This window comes from Streptomyces sp. 3214.6 (genome assembly GCF_900129855.1).
In the GTDB taxonomy this organism is placed as follows: domain Bacteria; phylum Actinomycetota; class Actinomycetes; order Streptomycetales; family Streptomycetaceae; genus Streptomyces; species Streptomyces soliscabiei.
The window spans coordinates 8,180,465-8,198,097 of the sequence record NZ_LT670819.1 but is presented as its reverse complement, the minus strand read 5'-3'; the positions used below and the strand labels follow the sequence as shown (position 1 = coordinate 8,198,097).

Here is a 17,633-nt window from a genome sequence, read left to right as displayed (position 1 = left end):
CCTCAGGGCCTCAGGGCCTCAGGGCCTCAGGAATGGAACGGGAGTCCGGCGTCGGCCACCAGTTCCAGATCGTCGGTCTCCTCGGGGGGCAGCAGCGTCGGCGTGCCGTCGGTGACCGGGACGACGCCCAGCTCCAGCAGCTCGGCCATGGCGGCACCGCCCGCCATGTCACGGACCTGGAGCTGGTAGCGCGCGGTGGTCCGGTAGGTTCCGCCGTTGTCGTCGCCGGTCCGCTGAAGGAAACCGGAGTCGGTGAGGAACCCGACGGCCTTGCCGACGATGCCGGTCGTCGAGCCGGCGAGTCTGCGCGCGTCCTTGGTGGCGCCGGTGGAACTGCGTCTGGCCCAGATCCGCCAGGCCGACTCCAGGCCGGGCGCGTCGGTCGCGGGGTCGGTGTTCTCGCCCTGCTCCTCGGCCCGCTCCTCCAAGCGCCGACAGGCCTGGCGGACGAAGGCGTCGACTCCGTTGACGCTGACCCGCCCGATGTAGCCGTCGTCGGCCAGGTCCTCGGGCCGCGGGAACGCCATCGCGGCGACGGCGAGATGCGCGAGGCCGTGCAGGAAGCGGTCGCCGCCGTCGGCGGACGTACGACGCGCGTAGTCCCCCATCCGCACGGCGAACACCGAGTCCTCGGCGGCGGTCACCGCCATCCCCGCGCGCGGGGACACCTCCAGCACGATCAGACCGAGCCCGGCAGCGACGGCGTCGGCGAGCCGGGCGAACGCCGGGTCCTCCCGGTAGCGCCGCAGCAGCTCCGCGTACTCCTGGTCCCGCGCGGGCTGCAGTTTGGGCTGCAGCCCGAAGGCGACCAGCCGCGCCGCGTCGGCGGCGTCGGCGGGGGTGACGGAGGCGTTCGCCACCGGGGAGGGGGCCTCCGTGTCGCTCCACTCGACGTGCTCGGTCACGGCTTCGGCTCCTCGGTGTTCTCGTTCTCGTGCTCGTCCATACTGTTCCCGGCTCGGCTCCCGGTCCGAATCCCCGTCCGAATCCCCGTCCGAATCCCCGCCCGGCTCATGCCGCCTCCGTGCGGTCCGCCGCCATCCCCGCGGCGTCCAGCAGGGCGGTGCCGACGATGAGGTCGGCCCCGCCGAACTCCGGGTCGTCCAGTTCCGTCCCGTCGTCCACGGCGAACAGCAGTTTCTCCTCGCCCTGGCGGTAGGCCGTGCCCACGGCCGGGCTGGCGGCGTGCACCGCCAGCAGTGCCACCAGGTACGGCAGATCGAGGTCGCCGGTGCCGCGCGCCTGCGCCAGCAGTCCGGACAGCCGGCGCGGCGCGTCCGCCGGCAGGTCGAGCAACTCCTTGGCGATCGCCAGCTGTTCCTCGCTGAACCGGCTGTCGTCCGGCGTCGCGATGAGGTCCGGCTCCGGCATCTCCGCCCCCAGGTGCTCCCGTTCCACCGGCGGTGTCAGCAGCAGGTCGACGAGGTCGCCCACCCGCACGGACGGCGGCGTACGCAGTCCGGTCCCGCGCGCGAAGAACGCGTCCGTGACCCGGACCGCCTGCTCCAGCGGCAGCGGCAGCACGGGCGCGACGAGATGCCCGTACAGGTCTATCCCCGACGAAGTCATGGGGGTGGCGAACGCCTGGCGGTCCTGCTCGGCGCGGAACAGCGGACCGGCCTCCAGCAGCCGGGACTGCAGCAGTGTGTGCCGGCGGATGCAGTCCTTGACGATGTCGACGAGTTCGGCGGCCCGCCGCTTGTTCTCCGCGTCCTCGATCTCGTCGCGGGCCTTGCGGATGTTGGTGAGGATCGCGTTCTCGTGGCGGTAGCGGTCGGCGACGTGGTCGAGGGCCTCGGCGATCATGTCGGGCACGGAGTTGAGCCAGTCCACCGCGCGCACGTTGCGCCGGGTGGCCTCCAGGGCGCGGCGCAGGGTCTCCGAGTACTGCACGGTGCGGTAGCGGGCCTGCTCGGCGGCCAGCTGGGCGTCGGCGAGGCGGCCTCGGCGGATCAGCACCTCGAGCTTGACCTCGGCGGCGATCTGCGCGCTGGTGACGTCGGTGTCGAGGGCGCCCACCAGGACGTTGACTGCCTCGTCGGTGGTGCGGAGGTAGACCGCGCCGCCGTAGCCGGGGACCTCCTCGATCAGCTTGAAGTCGTAGTCGCGGCGCACATATGTGCCGTCCGGTGCGAACGTGCCGTACGCGGCCCGGAAGCCGCGGTCGACGCTGCCGACGTTGATCAGGTTCTCCAGGACCCAGCGGGCCACCCGCTCGTGCTCGGCGACGGGCCGCCGCGGGGCCTGTGCGGCGATGCGCGGCAGGAGACGGGCCACTATCTGGTCGTGGTCCGCGCCGGTGTCGAAGTCCATGTTGAGCGTGACCAGGTCGATGGCGGCGAGGGCGAGCTCCGCCATGCCGTACACCGAGTACTCACCGGCCAGATTGGCCTTGCGCGCGTCGAGGTCGTGGATCGGCGCCGTGCAGGCGAGCGCGCGCAGCCGCCGCGCCAGCCCCTCGTCGGCGGCCGGACCCAGCGCGGGGCGCGGCCCCGCGCTGAGCTGGGGCGGAACACGGTCCGTCGAAGCAGGCGAAGTCACGGTGCACAGACTAGGTCCTCGGTCTGACATCGACCCAAACGACGCGGAACGCCTCCGGCGGTGGGGCGGGCGACCGGTTGTGTTTCGTCTGCGGGCCGGTGGGGGCCTGTCGCGCAGTTCCCCGCACGCCTAAGGAGCGCTGTCCTCACCCACCCTTCGTCGGTACACCTCGACCACCCGCGCCAGCGAGTCGGTCAGGTAGGTCTCGAGCAGCTTTGCCGCCCCCTGCCTGTCGCCGGCCTCCAGGGCCTGCAGGATCTGGCGGTTGCGCTGGAGGTACGGCTCATGCAACCGGCGCGGCTCGCCGACGAGGTGGAAGGCGAGCCGCAGCTCGGCGAAGACGCTGCGCATCAGCTCGTCGGTGCGAGCGCTTCCGGCCAGGGCCACGAGTTCCCGGTGGAAGTGGAAGTTGGCGGTACCCAGTTCTTTCCAGTCATTCTCGAGAGCTGCCACCTGCCCCTCCGTGACGCTCGCCCGGAGACCGTCCAGCGTGTATGGCGGTTCCCCGAGCCCGCGCACCACGGCGCACTCGACGAGCATGCGCGTGCGGTAGATGTCCTCGACGTCCTCGACGGTCACGACCCGGACGAACACGCCCCGGTTCAACTCGTGGACGAGCAGACGCTCATGGGTGAGCAGCCGGAACGCCTCGCGCAGCGTGTTGCGGGAGACCCCGAGCGCCCCGCCGATGCTGTCCTCCGACAATCGCGTCCCGGGCGGGAAATAGCCCTCGGCGATACGGCTCCTGAGGATGTCCGAAACCCGTTCGGCCGTGCTCGTGCGGCCCAGGAGGGCGCGGTCGTCGGCCAGTCCCGCCAGCTGCTCTGCCATGCCCGGAATTCAACCGCAGTCACGAGAACGAAACAACATGGGTATTGAAGGATCGTTCAACGATCCTCTACCTTCCTTTCCAGGCACGGCACGGCTCACTCCCCGCACCCTCCGTCCTCCCTCAGCGAGGTGCCCCATGAGCACGACCCCTCCACGACAGGCCCCGACCACCGACGACCGCGCCACCACGGCCGAACACACCCGCGACAGCGGCGCACTGGCCTGGCTGCGCGCCCTCGGCCCGCGCGGCCGACGCGCCTTCGCCGGCGCGTTCGGCGGCTACGCCCTCGACTCCTACGACTACTTCACGCTGCCGCTGAGCATGGTCGCGCTGGCGGCGTACTTCGGTCTGGACAGCGGCCAGACCGGCCTGTTCACCACCGTCACCCTGGTGGCCTCCGCGATCGGCGGGGCCGTGGCGGGCGTCCTGGCCGACCGGATCGGCCGGGTCAGGGCCCTGATGATCACCGTGATCACCTACGCGGTCTTCACTGTCGCCTGCGGCTTCGCGCCCACCTACGAGACGCTGCTGGTCTTCCGCTCCCTGCAGGGTGTCGGCTTCGGCGGCGAGTGGGCGGTCGGCGCGGTCCTGGTCGCCGAGTACGCGAGCGCGAAGCACCGGGGTCGCACCCTCGGCGCGATCCAGAGCTCCTGGGCCGTCGGCTGGGGTCTCGCGGCCCTCGCGTACACGCTGGTCTTCTCCTTCTTCGGCGACGACATGGCCTGGCGCGTGATGTTCTGGACGGGCGCCCTGCCCGCACTGCTCGTCGTGTGGATGCGGCGCCGGGTGCAGGACGCGCCGCAGGCCACGGCCGCCCGCGAACAGAGTGCCCGGAAGGGATCGTTCCCGGCGATCTTCAAGGGCCCACTGCTGCGGACGACGCTCTTCGCGGGCATGCTCTCCACCGGTGTGCAGGGCGGCTACTACACGCTGGCGACCTGGGTGCCGACGTATCTCAAGTCGGAGCGCGGCCTGTCGGTGGTCGGCACCGGCGGCTATCTGACCTTCCTGATCTCGGGCGCCTTCCTCGGCTATCTGACCGGCGGTTACCTCACCGACCGGCTGGGCCGGCGCCGTAACATCTGGCTGTTCGCCCTGCTGTCGGCGGTGTGCATCCTGGCGTACGCCAACATCCCGAGCGGCGCGGACACCCTGCTCCTCGTGCTCGGCTTCCCGCTCGGGTTCTGCATGTCGGCGATCTTCAGCGGCTTCGGATCCTTCCTGAGCGAGCTGTATCCGACCGCTCTGCGCGGCACGGGACAGGGCTTCACGTACAACACCGGCCGCGCCGTGGGCGCCGTCTTCCCCACCACGGTCGGTTTCCTGGCCGACAGCTGGGGTGTGGGCGGTGCGCTGGTCTTCGGCGCGATCGGTTACGCCATCGCCGCCCTGGCGCTGCTGGGGCTGCCGGAGACCCGAGGGAAGGAACTCGAGTGACCCGTCCGATCCTCGCGCAGGACCGCCGACCGCCCCGTACCGAAGACCCTCCCGTCGCTTTCGTCGACGAGCACGCGCACGCGTGGCGCCCCGAAACCGCCCGGGCCCGCTTCCGGGCGGGCCTGACCGGCCCCACGGCCGGAGTCGCGGCGGGCCACACCCAGGTCAACCTGATCTCGGTGCCCGCGGACTGGGCGTACGACATGCTGCTGTTCTGCCAGCGCAACCCGAAGCCCTGTCCCGTCCTCGACATCACCGACGCCGGCTCCGTCACCACCGTGCTGGCCGAGGGTGCGGACCTGCGCACCGATCTGCCGCGCTACCGGGTGTGGGCGGACGGGGAGCTGGTGGACGAGCCGACGGACGTGCGCGCCTACTGGCGTGACGACCTGGTGTCGTTCCTGATCGGCTGCAGCTTCACCTTCGAGAGGGCGCTGTCCGGGGCGGGCGTACCGATCCGGCACATCGAGCAGGGGCGCAACGTCCCGATGTACGTGACGAACCGTCAGTGCCGGTCCGCGGGCCGGCTGCACGGCCCGATGGTGGTGTCCATGCGGCCGGTGCCGCCGCAGCATCTCGCGGCGGCGATCCGGGAGAGCAGTCTGCTCCCGGCGGTCCACGGCAGCCCCGTACACTGCGGCGACCCGGCGGGACTGGGCATCGAAGACCTCGGCCGGCCCGACTTCGGCGACCCGGTGGAGGCCGCGCCGGACGACATCCCGGTGTTCTGGGCCTGCGGAGTGACCCCGCAGGCCGCGGTGAAGGCCTCGCGCCCGCCGTTCGCCCTCACCCACGCCCCGGGACAGATGTTCCTCACCGACGCCCGCGACGAGCAGTACCGCGTGGCCTGAGAAGGAGACACGGAAAAACCATGACCGCGACGACCGCGACGACCGCGATCGATCTGAACGCCGACCTCGGCGAGGGCTTCGGCCGCTGGCAGCTGACCGACGACGAGCAGTTGCTGTCCGTCGTCAGCAGCGCCAACGTGGCCTGCGGCTTCCACGCCGGGGACGCGGCCACCATGCGGCGGGTGTGCGAGCTGGCGGCCGAGCGGGGCGTGAGGATCGGCGCACAGGTCTCCTACCGGGACCTGGCCGGATTCGGGCGTCGCGCCATGGATGTGCCGAGTGCCGAACTGGCCGCCGAGGTGGCGTACCAGATCGGCGCCCTGGAGGTGTTCGCCCGGGCGGCGGGCGCGCGCGTGGCGTATGTGAAGCCGCACGGCGCGCTCTACAACCGGGTCGTGCACGACGAGGAGCAGGCCGGCGCGGTGGTCGACGGGGTGCTCCTCGCCGACGCCGCGCTGCCCGTGCTCGGCCTGCCCGGCTCGCGTCTGCTGGAGCTGGCCCGCAAGGCGGGGCTGCCGACCGTCCCGGAGGCCTTCGCGGACCGCGCGTACACCGAGGCGGGGACACTCGTGCCGCGAGGGCAGGCCGGGGCCGTGGTCTGCGACCCGGACGCCGTCGTGGAACGGTCGGTGAGCCTCGCCCGCCTCGGCCGGGTCACCTCCCACGCGGGGTCCTCCATCGAGGTACGCGCGCGTTCCCTGTGCCTGCACGGCGACACGCCCGGGGCGGTGGAGCTGGCCCGCCGGGTCCGGCGCCGGCTGGAGGAGTCGGGCGTGCGGGTGGAGGCCTTCGTATGAGTCTGCGCGTTCTGTCCGTCGGCGATGACGCCCTTCTGGTCGAGGTGGCCTCGGGTGCGCAGGCAGAGGCCCTGCACGCGGAGCTGCTGCGCCGTCGTGCGGCGGGCCTGCTCGGTGCCCGTGAGATCGTCCCGGCGGCCCGCACCGTCCTCCTGGACGGCCTGACCGACCCCGGCCGGCTGGCGGCCGAGTTGGCCGCCGCCGACGTACCGCCCGCGCCGCAACGGGAGCAGGACGTCGTGGAGATCCCGACGCGTTACGACGGCCCGGACCTGGCCGAGGTCGCCGCTCACTGGGGGGTCTCGGAGCGGGAGGTGGCCCGCATCCACGCGGCCGCCGAATTCCGGGTCGCCTTCTGCGGGTTCGCGCCCGGCTTCGGTTATCTCACCGGCCTGCCCGCGCGCTACGACGTCCCGCGCCGGGCCACTCCGCGCACGGCCGTCCCGGCGGGATCGGTGGCGCTGGCGGGGCCGTACACGGGCGTGTACCCGCGCTCGTCGCCGGGCGGCTGGCAGCTGATCGGCACCACGGAGGCCGTGTTGTGGGACCACGCGCGCGTACCGGCCGCCATGCTCGCGCCGGGCACGCGCGTGCGCTTCGTCCCCGCGGATCAGGCGGATCAGACGGATCAGGCGGATCAGGCGCGGCCGGTGGGAGCGGTATGAGCGACCGCGCACTGTGCGTCGTCCGCGCCGGGGCGCTCACCACCTTGCAGGACCGGGGTCGTCCCGGACACGCGCATCTGGGCGTCCCCCGTTCCGGGGCGCTTGACCCGCCCGCGGCGGCTCTCGTCAACCGGCTGGTGGGCAACGCGCCCGACGCGGCCGTCCTGGAGACCACGCTCAACGGCTGTGCCCTCAGGCCCCGTTGTGACGTGACCGTGGCGGTCGGGGGTGCGCCGTGCCAGGTCACCGTGGACGGCCGACCGGTCGCCTGGGGCGCGGCCGTACGCGTGCCCGCCGGTGCGGTGCTGGACGTCGGACCGGCCCTGTCCGGTGTACGCGGCTATGTGGCCGTGGCCGGCGGCATCGCCGTCGAGCCGGTCCTCGGCAGCCGCTCCACGGACCTGCTCTCGGGCCTGGGCCCCGACCCGCTCACGGACGGCACGGTCCTGCCCCTGGGGCAGGAACTCGCCCCGCACGCGCGCGTGGACGTCGCCCCGCAGCCGGCGCCCCCGGCCGAGCTCGTCCTGCGGGTGACGCTCGGCCCACGGGACGACTGGTTCACCGCCGACGCGGTCCGGGCCTTCACCTCGCGGACGTTCCGCGTGTCCTCGGCGAGCAACCGCATCGGGCTGCGCACCGAGGGGCCCGCGCTGGAACGAGCCCTGAGCGGGGAACTCGCCAGCGAGGGCATGGTTCTGGGCGCCGTACAGGTGCCGCCCGCGGGCCGGCCGGTGGTCTTCCTGGCCGACCACCCGACCACCGGGGGCTACCCGGTGATCGGGGTGGTCCGCGCGACAGACCTCCCGGCGGCCGCCCAGGCGCCACCGGGAACACCGGTCCGCTTCGTGGCCGTACGGCGACGGTGACGGTACGCCGACGGTGACACCCGGGGCGTCTCAGGCGGCGTCCGGCTGCCGTTCCGCCACCGACAGGGCGGCGAGCGCGGCGGACACGGCCGCGGAGGCCCGCAGGTCGAGCCGGGCGCTGGTGCCCCGCGCGCGGTGACGCATCTCGTCGGCCGCCAGGGTGAGCAGTTGCGGAAGCAGGTCGGTGCACCGCCGGGCCACCCAGCCGGTGCCCGCGGTCGCCAGCCACCACAGGCTCGCCGACGTCGTGGGCGCCGGGAACGCGGGCTCGGGCGAGGGCGCGGGCCCGCTCGCGAGGCCCGCCTCCGCCAACACCGCGTGGAAGCGCACGGCCAGTTGCCGGTGCCCCCGTTCGCCGGGGTGGAGCCGGTCCGCGCTCCACATGGCCCGGTCGGTGAGCCAGGCGCCCTCCGAGGCGTGCAGGTGGACGGCGCCGTAACGCTCGGAGAGGGCATGGACGACGGTGTTGACGGCGCGCTGTCTGCGGGCGAGCGGCCGGGCGAGGGCGCCGGGCAGCCCGAGGGTTGCGCCCGGGTCGGGCAGGCACGCGGTGAGCAGGACGGCGCCCTGCTCGGCGAACGCACCGTAGACCGTGTCGAGCCGGGCGGCCACGGCATGGATGTCGAAGGTGCAGCGCAGGGTGTCGTTGACGCCGACGACGACGGAGACCAGGTCGGGCCGAAGCTCCAGCCCGGCCGGGAGCTGCCGTTCCAGCACGTCCCGTGTCTGCGCCCCGCTGACCGCGAGGTTGGTGAACTCCACGGCCGCCGCGGGTCCTTCAGCCCCCTCGGCCGCCCCCTCGACCCCCTCGACCCCTTCGGCCTCCCCGGCGAGCCCGTCGGCGAGCAGCGCGGCCCAGCCGCGCCACCCGTCGCCCACGGGGTCCCCGACACCCTCGGTGAGCGAGTCCCCGAGGGCGACGAAGCGCACGCGTCTCATCCGAGGCCTCCGGGCACGAACGGACGGACAGGTGCGGCGACCGGTGCCGTCGCCGGAGCAGGAGCCGGTGCCGACGCAGGCGCAGGCCGGTCGTAGGCGTCGCTCCGGGCGGGCGGCATCGCGTCGTGCGCGGCGAGAAACGCGTCGACCGCCGTCCCCCAGCCGAAGCACTCCGCACGCGCGCGTGCCGCCTCCCCGCGGGCCGCCGGCGGGCGCTCGAGCAGGTGCTCGACAGCCTCCGCGAAGGCCTCCCCGCGGTCGGCCGCGGTGGCCCCGGCGGCCCCGATCACCTCGGGCAGCGCCGACGAGGCGCTGGCGACGACGGGCGTCCCGCACGCCATCGCCTCCAAGGCGGCGAGCCCGAACGTCTCCGCGGGCCCTGGTGCCAGGCACACGTCGGCGGAGGCCTGGAGCGCGCCCAGGGCGCCGCGGTCGGAGACGTGCCCCAGGAAGGTCACGGGCAGCCCGCGCTCCCGGGCCCGTTGCTCCAGCCGCGGCCGCAGCGGGCCGTCTCCCGCGACGACCAGCACCGCCCGCACACCGCGCCGCAGCAACGCCTCCAGGGCGTCCAGCGCGGTACCGGGCCGCTTCTCCACGGAGAGGCGGGTGCACATCACCAGCAGGGTCTCGTCCGCGCGCGCGTGGACGGCCCGCAGTCCGGCGTCCCGCAGGGCGGGGTGCCGTTCGACGAGGTCGACGCCCAACGGCGCCCGGACCACGTTCCGCGCCCCGATCCGTACGAACTCGCGCTCGGCGAACTCGGTGGTGCACACCACGCGCGCGTACGTGTGCGCCGTACGGAGATTAAGGGCGTCGGCGACGCGTCCGGCCGCCCCCTCGGGCACGCCCCAGGTGCGCAGGACGCCGTCCGCTGTCTCGTGGGAGACCATCACGGCGGGTACCCGGGCCCGGCGCGCCCACTTGCCGGTCCAGCGCAGCGTCGTGCGGTCGGAGACCTCCAGGCGGTCGGGGGCGAGTTCCTCCAGCAGGCGGGCGACCCGCCGTTTGTCGGTGAGCACGCGGTAGCCGCCGGTGCCGGGCAGCAGCGGCCCGGGCAGGGTGATCACCCGGCCCTGCTCGGTCTCCCGGTCGCTCACCCGCTCGCCGGGCACGATGAGGACCGGCTCGTGGCCGGCCGCGCGGTAGCCCTTGCCAAGCTCGCGCAGGGCCGTGCGCAGCCCGCCCGAGGCGGGAGCCACGAAGTTGGCGAGGCGCACGATCCGCAGCGGCCCGGAGCAGGTGCCGGCGGCGCGGCCCAGGCCGTTCACCTCGGGGCTCATGCCGCCACCACCAGTCGGCGTGCGGCGAGCACGTCCTGGTAGTGGCCGATGAGCCGGTCACCGACGGCGGCCCAGGTGCGCCCCTCGACCATGGCCCGACCGGCGGCGCCGTAGGCGAACCGCTGTGCGGGGTCGGCGGCCAGCGAGGCCACCGCCTCCCGCACCGCCCGCGCGTCGCGCGGCGGGACGAGCAGGCCGGTGCGCCCGTGGGCGACCAGGTCCAGGGGGCCGCCCGCGGCGGGCGCGATCACCGGGACACCGCTGGCCATGGCCTCCTGGACGGTCTGGCAGAACGTCTCGAAGGGGCCCGTGTGCACGAAGACGTCCAGTGAGGCGAAGATGCGGGCGAGTTCGTCGCCGGTGCGCTTGCCCAGGAAGACGGCGCCCGGCAGGGCCTCCTCCAGGCCGGGCTTGCTCGGCCCGTCGCCCACCACGACGACGCGGACGCCGGGCAGCCCGCAGGCGTCGGCCAGGAGCTCGACCTGCTTCTCGGCGGCGAGCCGTCCGACGTAGCCGACGATCAGCTCGCCGTTCGGGGCGAGGGCGCGGCGCAGTGCCTCGTCGCGGTGGTCGGGGCGGAAGCGCACGGTGTCCACGCCGCGCGGCCACAGCTTCACCCGGGGCACACCGTGCGTGTCCAGGTCGTGCAGGGCCGCGCTGGAGGGGGCGAGGGTGAGGTCGGCGGCGGCGTGGACGGACCGTATCCGGCGCCAGGCCGCGGCCTCGCCTGCGCCCATGTAGGTGCGGGCGTAGCCGCCCAGGTCGGTCTGGTAGACGGCGACGGCGGGGATGCCGAGCCGGGCGGCGGCGGCCATGCCGCGGACGCCGAGGATGAAGGGGCTGGCCAGGTGGACCATGTCGGCACGGTGTTCGGCGATGGCGGCGGCGACGCGTCGGCTGGGGAGGGCGACGCGGACCTGGGGGTAGCCGGGGAGCGGAAGGGAGGGGACTCGGACGACGGGGCAGGGCGCTTCGGCGTCCGGCCCGATCCCGGCAGCGGTGGCCGGGGCGACGACGACGGGGGCGTGACCGCGATCGACGAGGTGTCGGGCGGTCTGGAAGGCGCAATGGGCCACGCCGTTCACGTCGGGGGGAAAGGATTCGGTCACGATGACGACACGCATACCCGTGTTGTCGCCGCCCTGGACGTGGCCGCGTCAAAGTGGATCTTTCCGAAACACAAACGTCCCATGAGCGTTGCGCTGCGCGGCCGGTGCTCACCGGGTGCGCAGCGCGCAGGTCGGACGGCGTCCATGCCCGTACGCCCCACTGGCCATCGGGTGTTCACCCGTCGGGCCGGCCGCCGCCAGGCTCCCCTCCGGCGGCGGCCCGTTCCCCGGGGTTCACATGGCGGAGGCGGCGTCGGGGCCGATCCGGCTCCGTACGGCCGTCTGGACCTCCGCCTCCTCGGCCGGGTCGGCGGCGAGCCGGCGCAGGCGTTCCACGACCCGGGCGTCACCGGTCTCGGCGTGCCGGGCGGCGATCTCGCGGGTGCCCTCCTCGCAGTCCCACAGGCACTCGACGGCGAAGCCGGCGGCGTAGGAGGGGTCGGTGGCGGCGAGTGCGCGGGCGCAGCGACCGCGCAGATGGGAGGAGGCCGTCTCGCGGTAGATATGGCGCAAAACCGGTGCCGCGCAGACGATGCCGAGCCGTCCGGCGCCGTCGACGAGGGTCCACAGGCTCGGTGCGTCGCAGCCCTCGCCGCGTACGGCCTCGCGCAGGGCGCCGAGGACCAGGTCGCTGTCCTGGGTGCCGCCCCGGCAGGCGAGCATGCGGCCGGCGGCGGCGCCCAGGGCGTCGGGCCGGTGGACCCAGCCGCGGGCCCGGTCGACCGCGGCGACGCTGCGCATACGTTCGAAGGCGTCGACGGCGGCCTCCACGACGGCCGGCGAGCCGGTGGCGACGGCCTGTTCGATCAGGACGGGGGCGTCGGGATCGTTGCAGTCGGCGAGGTAGCGCAGGGCGGTGCACCGGGCTCCCTCGGTGCCGTCCTTGGCCGCCTGCACGATCTCTGGGCGGTCCTCGGGCCCGGCCACGGCGGAGAGGCAGCGGGCGGCGGGGACGTGGAGGGCGGCGCCGCGTTCGACGCCTTGTTGGGCCCACTCGAACACGGCCTCCACGCTCCAGCCGGGGCGGGGTCCGCCGGGGCTCATCTGCCGTTGCCAGCGGTCGAAACAGCCGGCCTCATGAGCGGCACGCACGCGCGTGGAGATGTGGTCGCGGGGATCCTCGGCCCACAGCCGCCAGGGCCGTGGCTCGAAGGCGTCCCGTACCGCGGTGGCAAGTTCGGCCTCGCCCTCGGCGTCGGTGGCGAACCGCGCGAGCACGGGTGCGGCGAGCGACCGCAGTGCGGCGTCGTCGTCCCGCAGGGCGAGCTCGTCCAGCGCCCAGGCCCAGTTGGCGCCCGTGGCGGCGTATCTGCGCAGCAGGGCGAGGGCGTCCCGCCGGCCGTAGGAGGCGAGATGGCCGAGGACGGCCAGGGCCAGGCCCGTGCGTGACTCCTCGGTGTCGAAGACGTCCTCGACGTCGAAGAGGTGGGCCTCGATCTCGTCCAGCTCGCCGTTGAGGTCGAGGAAGAGTCGGGCGTAGTAGAGGGAGCGGTTCTCCACCTGCCAGTCGTGGCGGGGGTCCCGCAGCACACAGTGGTTCAGCGCCGCGAGGGCCTCGGCCCGCGGGGCGGTGAGCGCGTGCAGCGTGCCGTCGCCGCGGCCCCTCTGGAGCAGGCCGAGCAGCGTACCGCTGGGCGCTATGACCGGATCGAACATGGGAAACAGCCTCACATCAAGCGTCGACGCAACCGGGGACGTGCACTACCTGGCCGCGTGACAACACGTCGGGGCGCCCGCCGTTTCCTGCTTGCTGTAGACCATTTTCCTCTGCCTCTCGTCGGTGGCCCATGCGGACCGCATCACGGCCCGCGCGGTGCGGCAACACCTGCCCAGCCATCGCGTCCGTGAATCACGACGTCATGATGACCCGGCTGTTCTACCTGCCGCGACCGAAATTTCCGGCGGCCTTGTACCGCCTCCCCCGTGGTCGTTGATTTACCTGGTCAGGAACTTCTGTTGACCTGCTCAGGAGGGTCGGCCTCAGTGTGCGCCGAACAGCTCCAGCAGGTCGCTCTTGCCGAACATGCGGGCCGTGTCGACGGCCGAGGGCGTGCCCTGGGAGGGGTCGGCGCCGGCCTCCAGCAGGGCCCTGATGACCTCCGTCTCGCCCTTGAAGACGGCCCCGGCGAGCGGGGTCTGGCCACGGTCGTTGATCCGGTCGGCCTCGGCGCCGCGGGCCAGCAGGGCCCGGACGGCGTCGGCGTGGCCGTGGTACGCGGCGAGCATCATGAGCGAGTCGCCGCGGTCGTTGGTGAGGTTGGCCGGGACGCCCGCGTCGACGTACGCCACGAGCTCCTCGGTCTGTCCCTGGCGGGCCAGATCGAAGATCTTGGTCGCCAGCTCCACGACCTCGGGGTCGGGGGCTTCAGTCATCGGCCGGACCGCCTCTCGCTACAACCGTTCAGGTGAATCGCCAGCGTACTGGCTCGTCGGACACACGGCCGGTCCCGGAGACGGCAAAGATCACGGGCAGCCCCCGTTCGACGCAATTTCCCTGCTCCGGCGGCTCAGCAGACCTACCGCCACCCGGGGTAAATCAGCCGTATTTCACCCAGTTGCACCTTTTATCGTATGGATACATCCTGTGAGCCTGGAAGTACTCATGGTGACTGTCCCCGCGAACCAGGAGAACCAAATGATCCTGTCCATGTCAGGCGTGGTCCTGTTCGGCATCATCGTCGTCCTCTTCTTCCGCAAGGACGGGCTCAAGGCGTCGCACGCCTGCGTCTCGGCCCTGTTCGGGTTCTACATGGCCAGCACGGCCATCGCCCCGAGCATCAAGGCCGGCGGCGAGAGCCTGGCCAGCCTCCTCGGCGGCATCAAGTTCTGACGCCGCACGTCCCCCGTCCGTCACGCACCTACAGGAGACAGCAGTGGCCCGGCGCCCCCTCCCCCGCATCCTGAGCACAGGCAGCGCACAGATCGCCCGGAGCCGGGAGCTGGCCCGGACGGCGGCCGACGGCGCCACCGATGTCCTCCATCCGCTGATCACGATCACCCGCGGACTGCGCCGGCTGGCCTCGGCCGGGCGGCGCAGGTGGGCCGAGACCCCCAAGGACAAGCGCGGGCCGCTGCTGTTCCTGGCGGCCTCGGCGATCCTGATCGTGGTGCTCGTGCCGTACGGCCCGCTGCTCGCCGTCATCACCCTGATGGCGGCAGCGGCCTGGCAGGGCAGGGACCGCACCCCACCGGCTCCCGAAGGCCCTGACGAATCGCAGATCCAGCGACTCCAGGTGCTGTACGAGGCCCTGGTCCCGTACTTCTCGACGGCCGAAGACCCTTCTCCTCTGTACGCCCACGGCGGCGACTGGGAGAAGGTCTTCCCCACCCAGGAGTTCGACGACGAGGACCGCGTCACCCACCTCGTGATCCGCTACCCGGCGTACTTCCCCGACGGCGAGGCCGCCTCCCGCGCGCGGATCGAGCAGCTCCTCGCCGCGAAGTCCGGCCGCGGCCGCGAGTACCTCTTCGTCTGGGACGAGGAGGGCAACGAACTCACGGTCAGCGTCCTCAGCCCCCTCCCCACCGACGTCTCCGCCCAGCGCTTCGTCACCGCCCCGGGCGAGACGGTCCTGGGCTTCACCGACCCCTCCCGGGTCCAGCGCACGCTGCCTCTCGCCTTCGGCGAGGATCGGCGCGACGTCCCGCCGGTCGTCTGGCGCACCGGCCTCCGCTCCACCGAGCCGCACCTGCTGGCGGTCGGCCAGCCCGGCAGCGGCGCGTCGACCCTCCTGCGCTCCCTCGCCCTACAGGCCCTGCAGTACGGCGACGTCCTGATCGTCGAGGGCGGCGGCACCGGCGAGTACGCCTGCCTGACCGGCCGCGACGGCGTCCTGGGCATCGAGGTCGGACTGACCGGAGCACTGGCCGCCCTGGAGTGGGCCGCCGGCGAGACCGAGCGCCGGCTCATCGCCGCCAACCACGCCCGGCAGTCGGGTCACGCGCCGCCGGACGACACCAAGCGGCCCCTGTGGATCGTGCTGGACCGCCCCACCGCCTTCACCCACCTCGCCGAGGCGGACGGCCGCAAGGACCCGCAGTCCCTCCTTCAGGTCCCCCTGCGGCACGGCCGCGCGGCCGCCGTCACGGTGGTGGTGGCCGAACAGTTCGACGCCCTGGACTCCCTGAGCGACGCCGTACGGCAGCACACGCGCGCGCGTGTCGTGCTGGGGCCGGCGTCGCGGGGGCAGCTGGAGACGGTGCTCGGCGCACCTCCGCACACCACGCCCGTCGACCAGGTCCCGCCGGGGCGCGGCTACGCCCGGCTGGGGTCGGGTCCGGTGCACCGGCTGCAGGTGCCGGCGACTCCGGATCCCTACGACGACGCGACGAGCGACGCCCATCGCAGGGCGGTGCTGGATCTGCTGCCGCCGCGGTCCACACCGGCCGACACGGAGTCGCCGCCGGTACCGGTCGAGGCCGTGGCCGCGGAGTAGGGCACAACAGGCGCCCACGCGGGCAGGCAACACACCCGCCCCCCGCCTCACGAACAGAACCGCCCGCCCGCTCCACCCCCGAACGCGCTCCACCCCCGAACGCGGGCGACCCCCGAACGCGGGCGACCGCCGACCGCGCGGCCGCCACCGACGGAGGCCGCGCCCGCACAAGCCACCGTCGCGGAGTGGACCCGGAAGGCAGGCACCCCCGACACCCCGCCCACCCGCTACGCGACCGCCGCCGACAGAAGCCATTACCGCCGAAACCGCCACCGCGGACGCGACGCCAAAAGCAGGCCGCCGCCCCATGGCGCCCCCGCCCACCCGCTACGCGACAAACGTGCGCGGTCCCTCTCCGCCCGCTGTGCCGCCGCTCTCGACGATGCGCGCGGCGGCGGCCAGCCGTGTGGCGGCCTCCTCGGCGACCGCGCCGCCCACCGTGAACGGCAGCCGCACGTACCCCTCGAAGGCGCCGTCGACCCCGAACCGGGGCCCGGACGGCACTCGCAGGCCCACCCGCTCCCCCGCCTCGGCGAGCCGCGACCCGGAGAGCCCGCCCGCCCGCACCCAGAGCGTCAGCCCGCCCTTGGGCACGGCGAACTCCCACTCCGGCAGCTCCCGCCGCACCGCCGCGACCAGGTCGTCCCGGTTCACTCGGGCCTGGGCGCGGCGCAACTCGACGGCCTGCGCCCAGCCGCCCGTGCTGAACAGCCAGTTCACGGCCAGCTGCTCCAGCACGGGGGTGCCCAGGTCGGCGTAGGCGCGCGCCGCGACCAGGCTGCGGATGACGTCCGGAGCCGCGCGCACCCAGCCGATGCGCATTCCGGCCCAGAAGGCCTTGCTCGCCGACCCGACCGTGATCACCGTCGACCCGGCGGGGTCGAAGCCGCACACGGGCCGCGGCATCTCGACATCGTCGTCGAGCCACAGTTCGCTCATCGTCTCGTCCGCGACCAGGACGGTCCCGGCGGAGCGGGCCGCCTCCACGAGCCGGCGCCGCTGGTCCTCGTCGGCGAGCGCACCGGTCGGGTTGTGGAAGTCGGCGACGACGTACGCGATGCGCGGCGCGGCGTCGCGCAGGACCTGGCGCCAGCGGTCCATGTCCCAGCCCGCGAGCCCCTCCGCCATCGCGACGGGCACCAGCCGCGCGCCCGCCTCCCGCATCAGCTGAAGGATGTTGGCGTAGGAGGGCGACTCGACGGCGATGCGCTCGCCGCGCCCGCCGAACAGATGGCAGATGGCGTCGATGGCCCCCATCGCCCCGGTCGTGACCATGATCTGCTCGGGCATCGTCGGTATCCCGCGCGCGGTGTACCGCTCGGCGATCATCGCGCGCAGCGCGGGCAGGCCCGCCGGATAGTCGCCGTGTGTGTGGGCGTACGGCGGCAGCTCCTCAAGCGCGCCCTGTACGGCGCGGGTGAGCCAGGGCTCGGGCGCGGGCAGGGCCGCACAGCCCAGATCGATCATGGAACCGAGGGTCTCGGGCGGCAGGGGCTCCAGACCGCGCGCCGGGACCGGGTTGCCCGCCGGGACCGCCGTCCAGCTGCCCGCCCCGCGCCGGGACTCCAGGAACCCCTCCGCGCGCAGCGCCTCGTAGGCGGCGGCGACGGTGGTACGGCTCACGGAGAAGGCGAGGGCCAGCTCGCGTTCGGCGGGCAGACGGGCGGCGACGGGGACGCGGCCCTCCAGCACCAGCAGCCGGACGCCGTCGGCGAGCGCGCGATAGGCGGGCGGGCGACGCGTGCCCGGGCCCGCGGGGCGGTCCTGCTGGGACTTGAGCAGCCGCGCCAGCTGTGCGGCCCCCACCGCCGAGGTCCACTGCGCCATGGTTACCAGTCCACCTTCCCCGAATTGGCCATGGATGGCGTTCGCTTCCAAGC

Annotated in this window: 16 protein-coding genes; 7 read left to right on the top strand and 9 right to left on the bottom strand. The window is 73.6% G+C overall.

Annotated elements, in window-relative coordinates:
- Positions 1-26: 26 nt before the first annotated feature.
- The 3 genes from B5557_RS37085 to B5557_RS37075 all read right to left on the bottom strand — a co-directional run bounded on the left by B5557_RS37085 (position 27) and on the right by B5557_RS37075 (position 3,372).
- Complete coding sequence (locus B5557_RS37085; protein ID WP_079663589.1) at positions 27-905, bottom strand: hypothetical protein; 879 nt, start codon at positions 903-905, stop codon at positions 27-29.
- A 106-nt stretch (positions 906-1,011) separates the two neighbouring features.
- On the bottom strand, positions 1,012-2,541 hold the full coding sequence (locus B5557_RS37080; RefSeq protein ID WP_079663588.1) for a hypothetical protein: 1,530 nt from the start codon (positions 2,539-2,541) through the stop codon (positions 1,012-1,014).
- A 129-nt stretch (positions 2,542-2,670) separates the two neighbouring features.
- Complete coding sequence (locus B5557_RS37075) at positions 2,671-3,372, bottom strand: GntR family transcriptional regulator (protein WP_079663587.1); 702 nt, start codon at positions 3,370-3,372, stop codon at positions 2,671-2,673.
- Between the two features lie 136 nt (positions 3,373-3,508).
- On the opposite strand from B5557_RS37075, the gene B5557_RS37070 reads away from it, so the two are divergent.
- From B5557_RS37070 to B5557_RS37050, 5 genes are read left to right on the top strand one after another with little or no spacing between them, the layout of a single operon-like run.
- Positions 3,509-4,810, top strand: coding sequence for an MFS transporter (locus B5557_RS37070; RefSeq protein ID WP_079663586.1), 1,302 nt, complete (start codon positions 3,509-3,511; stop codon positions 4,808-4,810).
- A complete protein-coding gene (locus tag B5557_RS37065; RefSeq protein ID WP_443031309.1) occupies positions 4,807-5,661 on the top strand; it encodes a putative hydro-lyase in 855 nt (284 codons plus the stop codon). Before B5557_RS37070 ends, B5557_RS37065 begins: the two co-directional genes overlap by 4 nt.
- Positions 5,662-5,681: 20 nt before the next feature.
- The gene (locus B5557_RS37060) at positions 5,682-6,458 is read left to right on the top strand and encodes a LamB/YcsF family protein (RefSeq protein ID WP_079663585.1); all 777 of its coding nucleotides are present in this window, start codon (positions 5,682-5,684) and stop codon (positions 6,456-6,458) included.
- Between the two features lie 2 nt (positions 6,459-6,460).
- Positions 6,461-7,123, top strand: coding sequence for a 5-oxoprolinase subunit B family protein (locus B5557_RS37055; RefSeq protein ID WP_079665196.1), 663 nt, complete (start codon positions 6,461-6,463; stop codon positions 7,121-7,123).
- Positions 7,120-7,989, top strand: a complete 870-nt coding sequence (locus B5557_RS37050) for a biotin-dependent carboxyltransferase family protein (protein ID WP_079663584.1) — start codon at positions 7,120-7,122, stop codon at positions 7,987-7,989. Before B5557_RS37055 ends, B5557_RS37050 begins: the two co-directional genes overlap by 4 nt.
- A gap of 30 nt (positions 7,990-8,019) precedes the next feature.
- Here the strand turns inward: B5557_RS37050 and B5557_RS37045 are convergent, their stop codons facing one another.
- The 5 genes from B5557_RS37045 to B5557_RS37025 form a co-directional block, all read right to left on the bottom strand.
- Positions 8,020-8,928: an SGNH/GDSL hydrolase family protein gene (locus tag B5557_RS37045; protein WP_079663583.1), complete on the bottom strand. Its 909-nt coding sequence runs from the start codon at positions 8,926-8,928 to the stop codon at positions 8,020-8,022.
- Positions 8,925-10,208, bottom strand: a complete 1,284-nt coding sequence (locus tag B5557_RS37040) for a glycosyltransferase (RefSeq protein ID WP_079663582.1) — start codon at positions 10,206-10,208, stop codon at positions 8,925-8,927. Before B5557_RS37040 ends, B5557_RS37045 begins: the two co-directional genes overlap by 4 nt.
- Positions 10,205-11,332, bottom strand: a complete 1,128-nt coding sequence (locus tag B5557_RS37035) for a glycosyltransferase family 4 protein (RefSeq protein ID WP_079663581.1) — start codon at positions 11,330-11,332, stop codon at positions 10,205-10,207. The genes B5557_RS37040 and B5557_RS37035 overlap by 4 nt, the downstream gene beginning before the upstream one ends.
- 219 nt (positions 11,333-11,551) lie before the next feature.
- Positions 11,552-12,973, bottom strand: coding sequence for a hypothetical protein (locus B5557_RS37030; RefSeq protein ID WP_079663580.1), 1,422 nt, complete (start codon positions 12,971-12,973; stop codon positions 11,552-11,554).
- Positions 12,974-13,297: 324 nt separating this feature from the next.
- Positions 13,298-13,690 (bottom strand): ankyrin repeat domain-containing protein, encoded by a 393-nt coding sequence (locus B5557_RS37025; protein WP_079663579.1) that lies wholly within the window; start codon positions 13,688-13,690, stop codon positions 13,298-13,300.
- Positions 13,691-13,952: 262 nt separating this feature from the next.
- On the opposite strand from B5557_RS37025, the gene B5557_RS37020 reads away from it, so the two are divergent.
- Positions 13,953-14,147 carry a hypothetical protein gene (locus B5557_RS37020; protein ID WP_079663578.1) on the top strand — a complete coding sequence of 65 codons (195 nt, stop codon included), beginning with the start codon at positions 13,953-13,955 and terminating at the stop codon, positions 14,145-14,147.
- A 43-nt stretch (positions 14,148-14,190) separates the two neighbouring features.
- A complete protein-coding gene (locus B5557_RS37015) occupies positions 14,191-15,753 on the top strand; it encodes a hypothetical protein (RefSeq protein WP_079663577.1) in 1,563 nt (520 codons plus the stop codon).
- Between the two features lie 327 nt (positions 15,754-16,080).
- Here the strand turns inward: B5557_RS37015 and B5557_RS37010 are convergent, their stop codons facing one another.
- A complete protein-coding gene (locus tag B5557_RS37010) occupies positions 16,081-17,580 on the bottom strand; it encodes an SCO1417 family MocR-like transcription factor (RefSeq protein WP_079663576.1) in 1,500 nt (499 codons plus the stop codon).
- Positions 17,581-17,633: the final 53 nt, after the last annotated feature.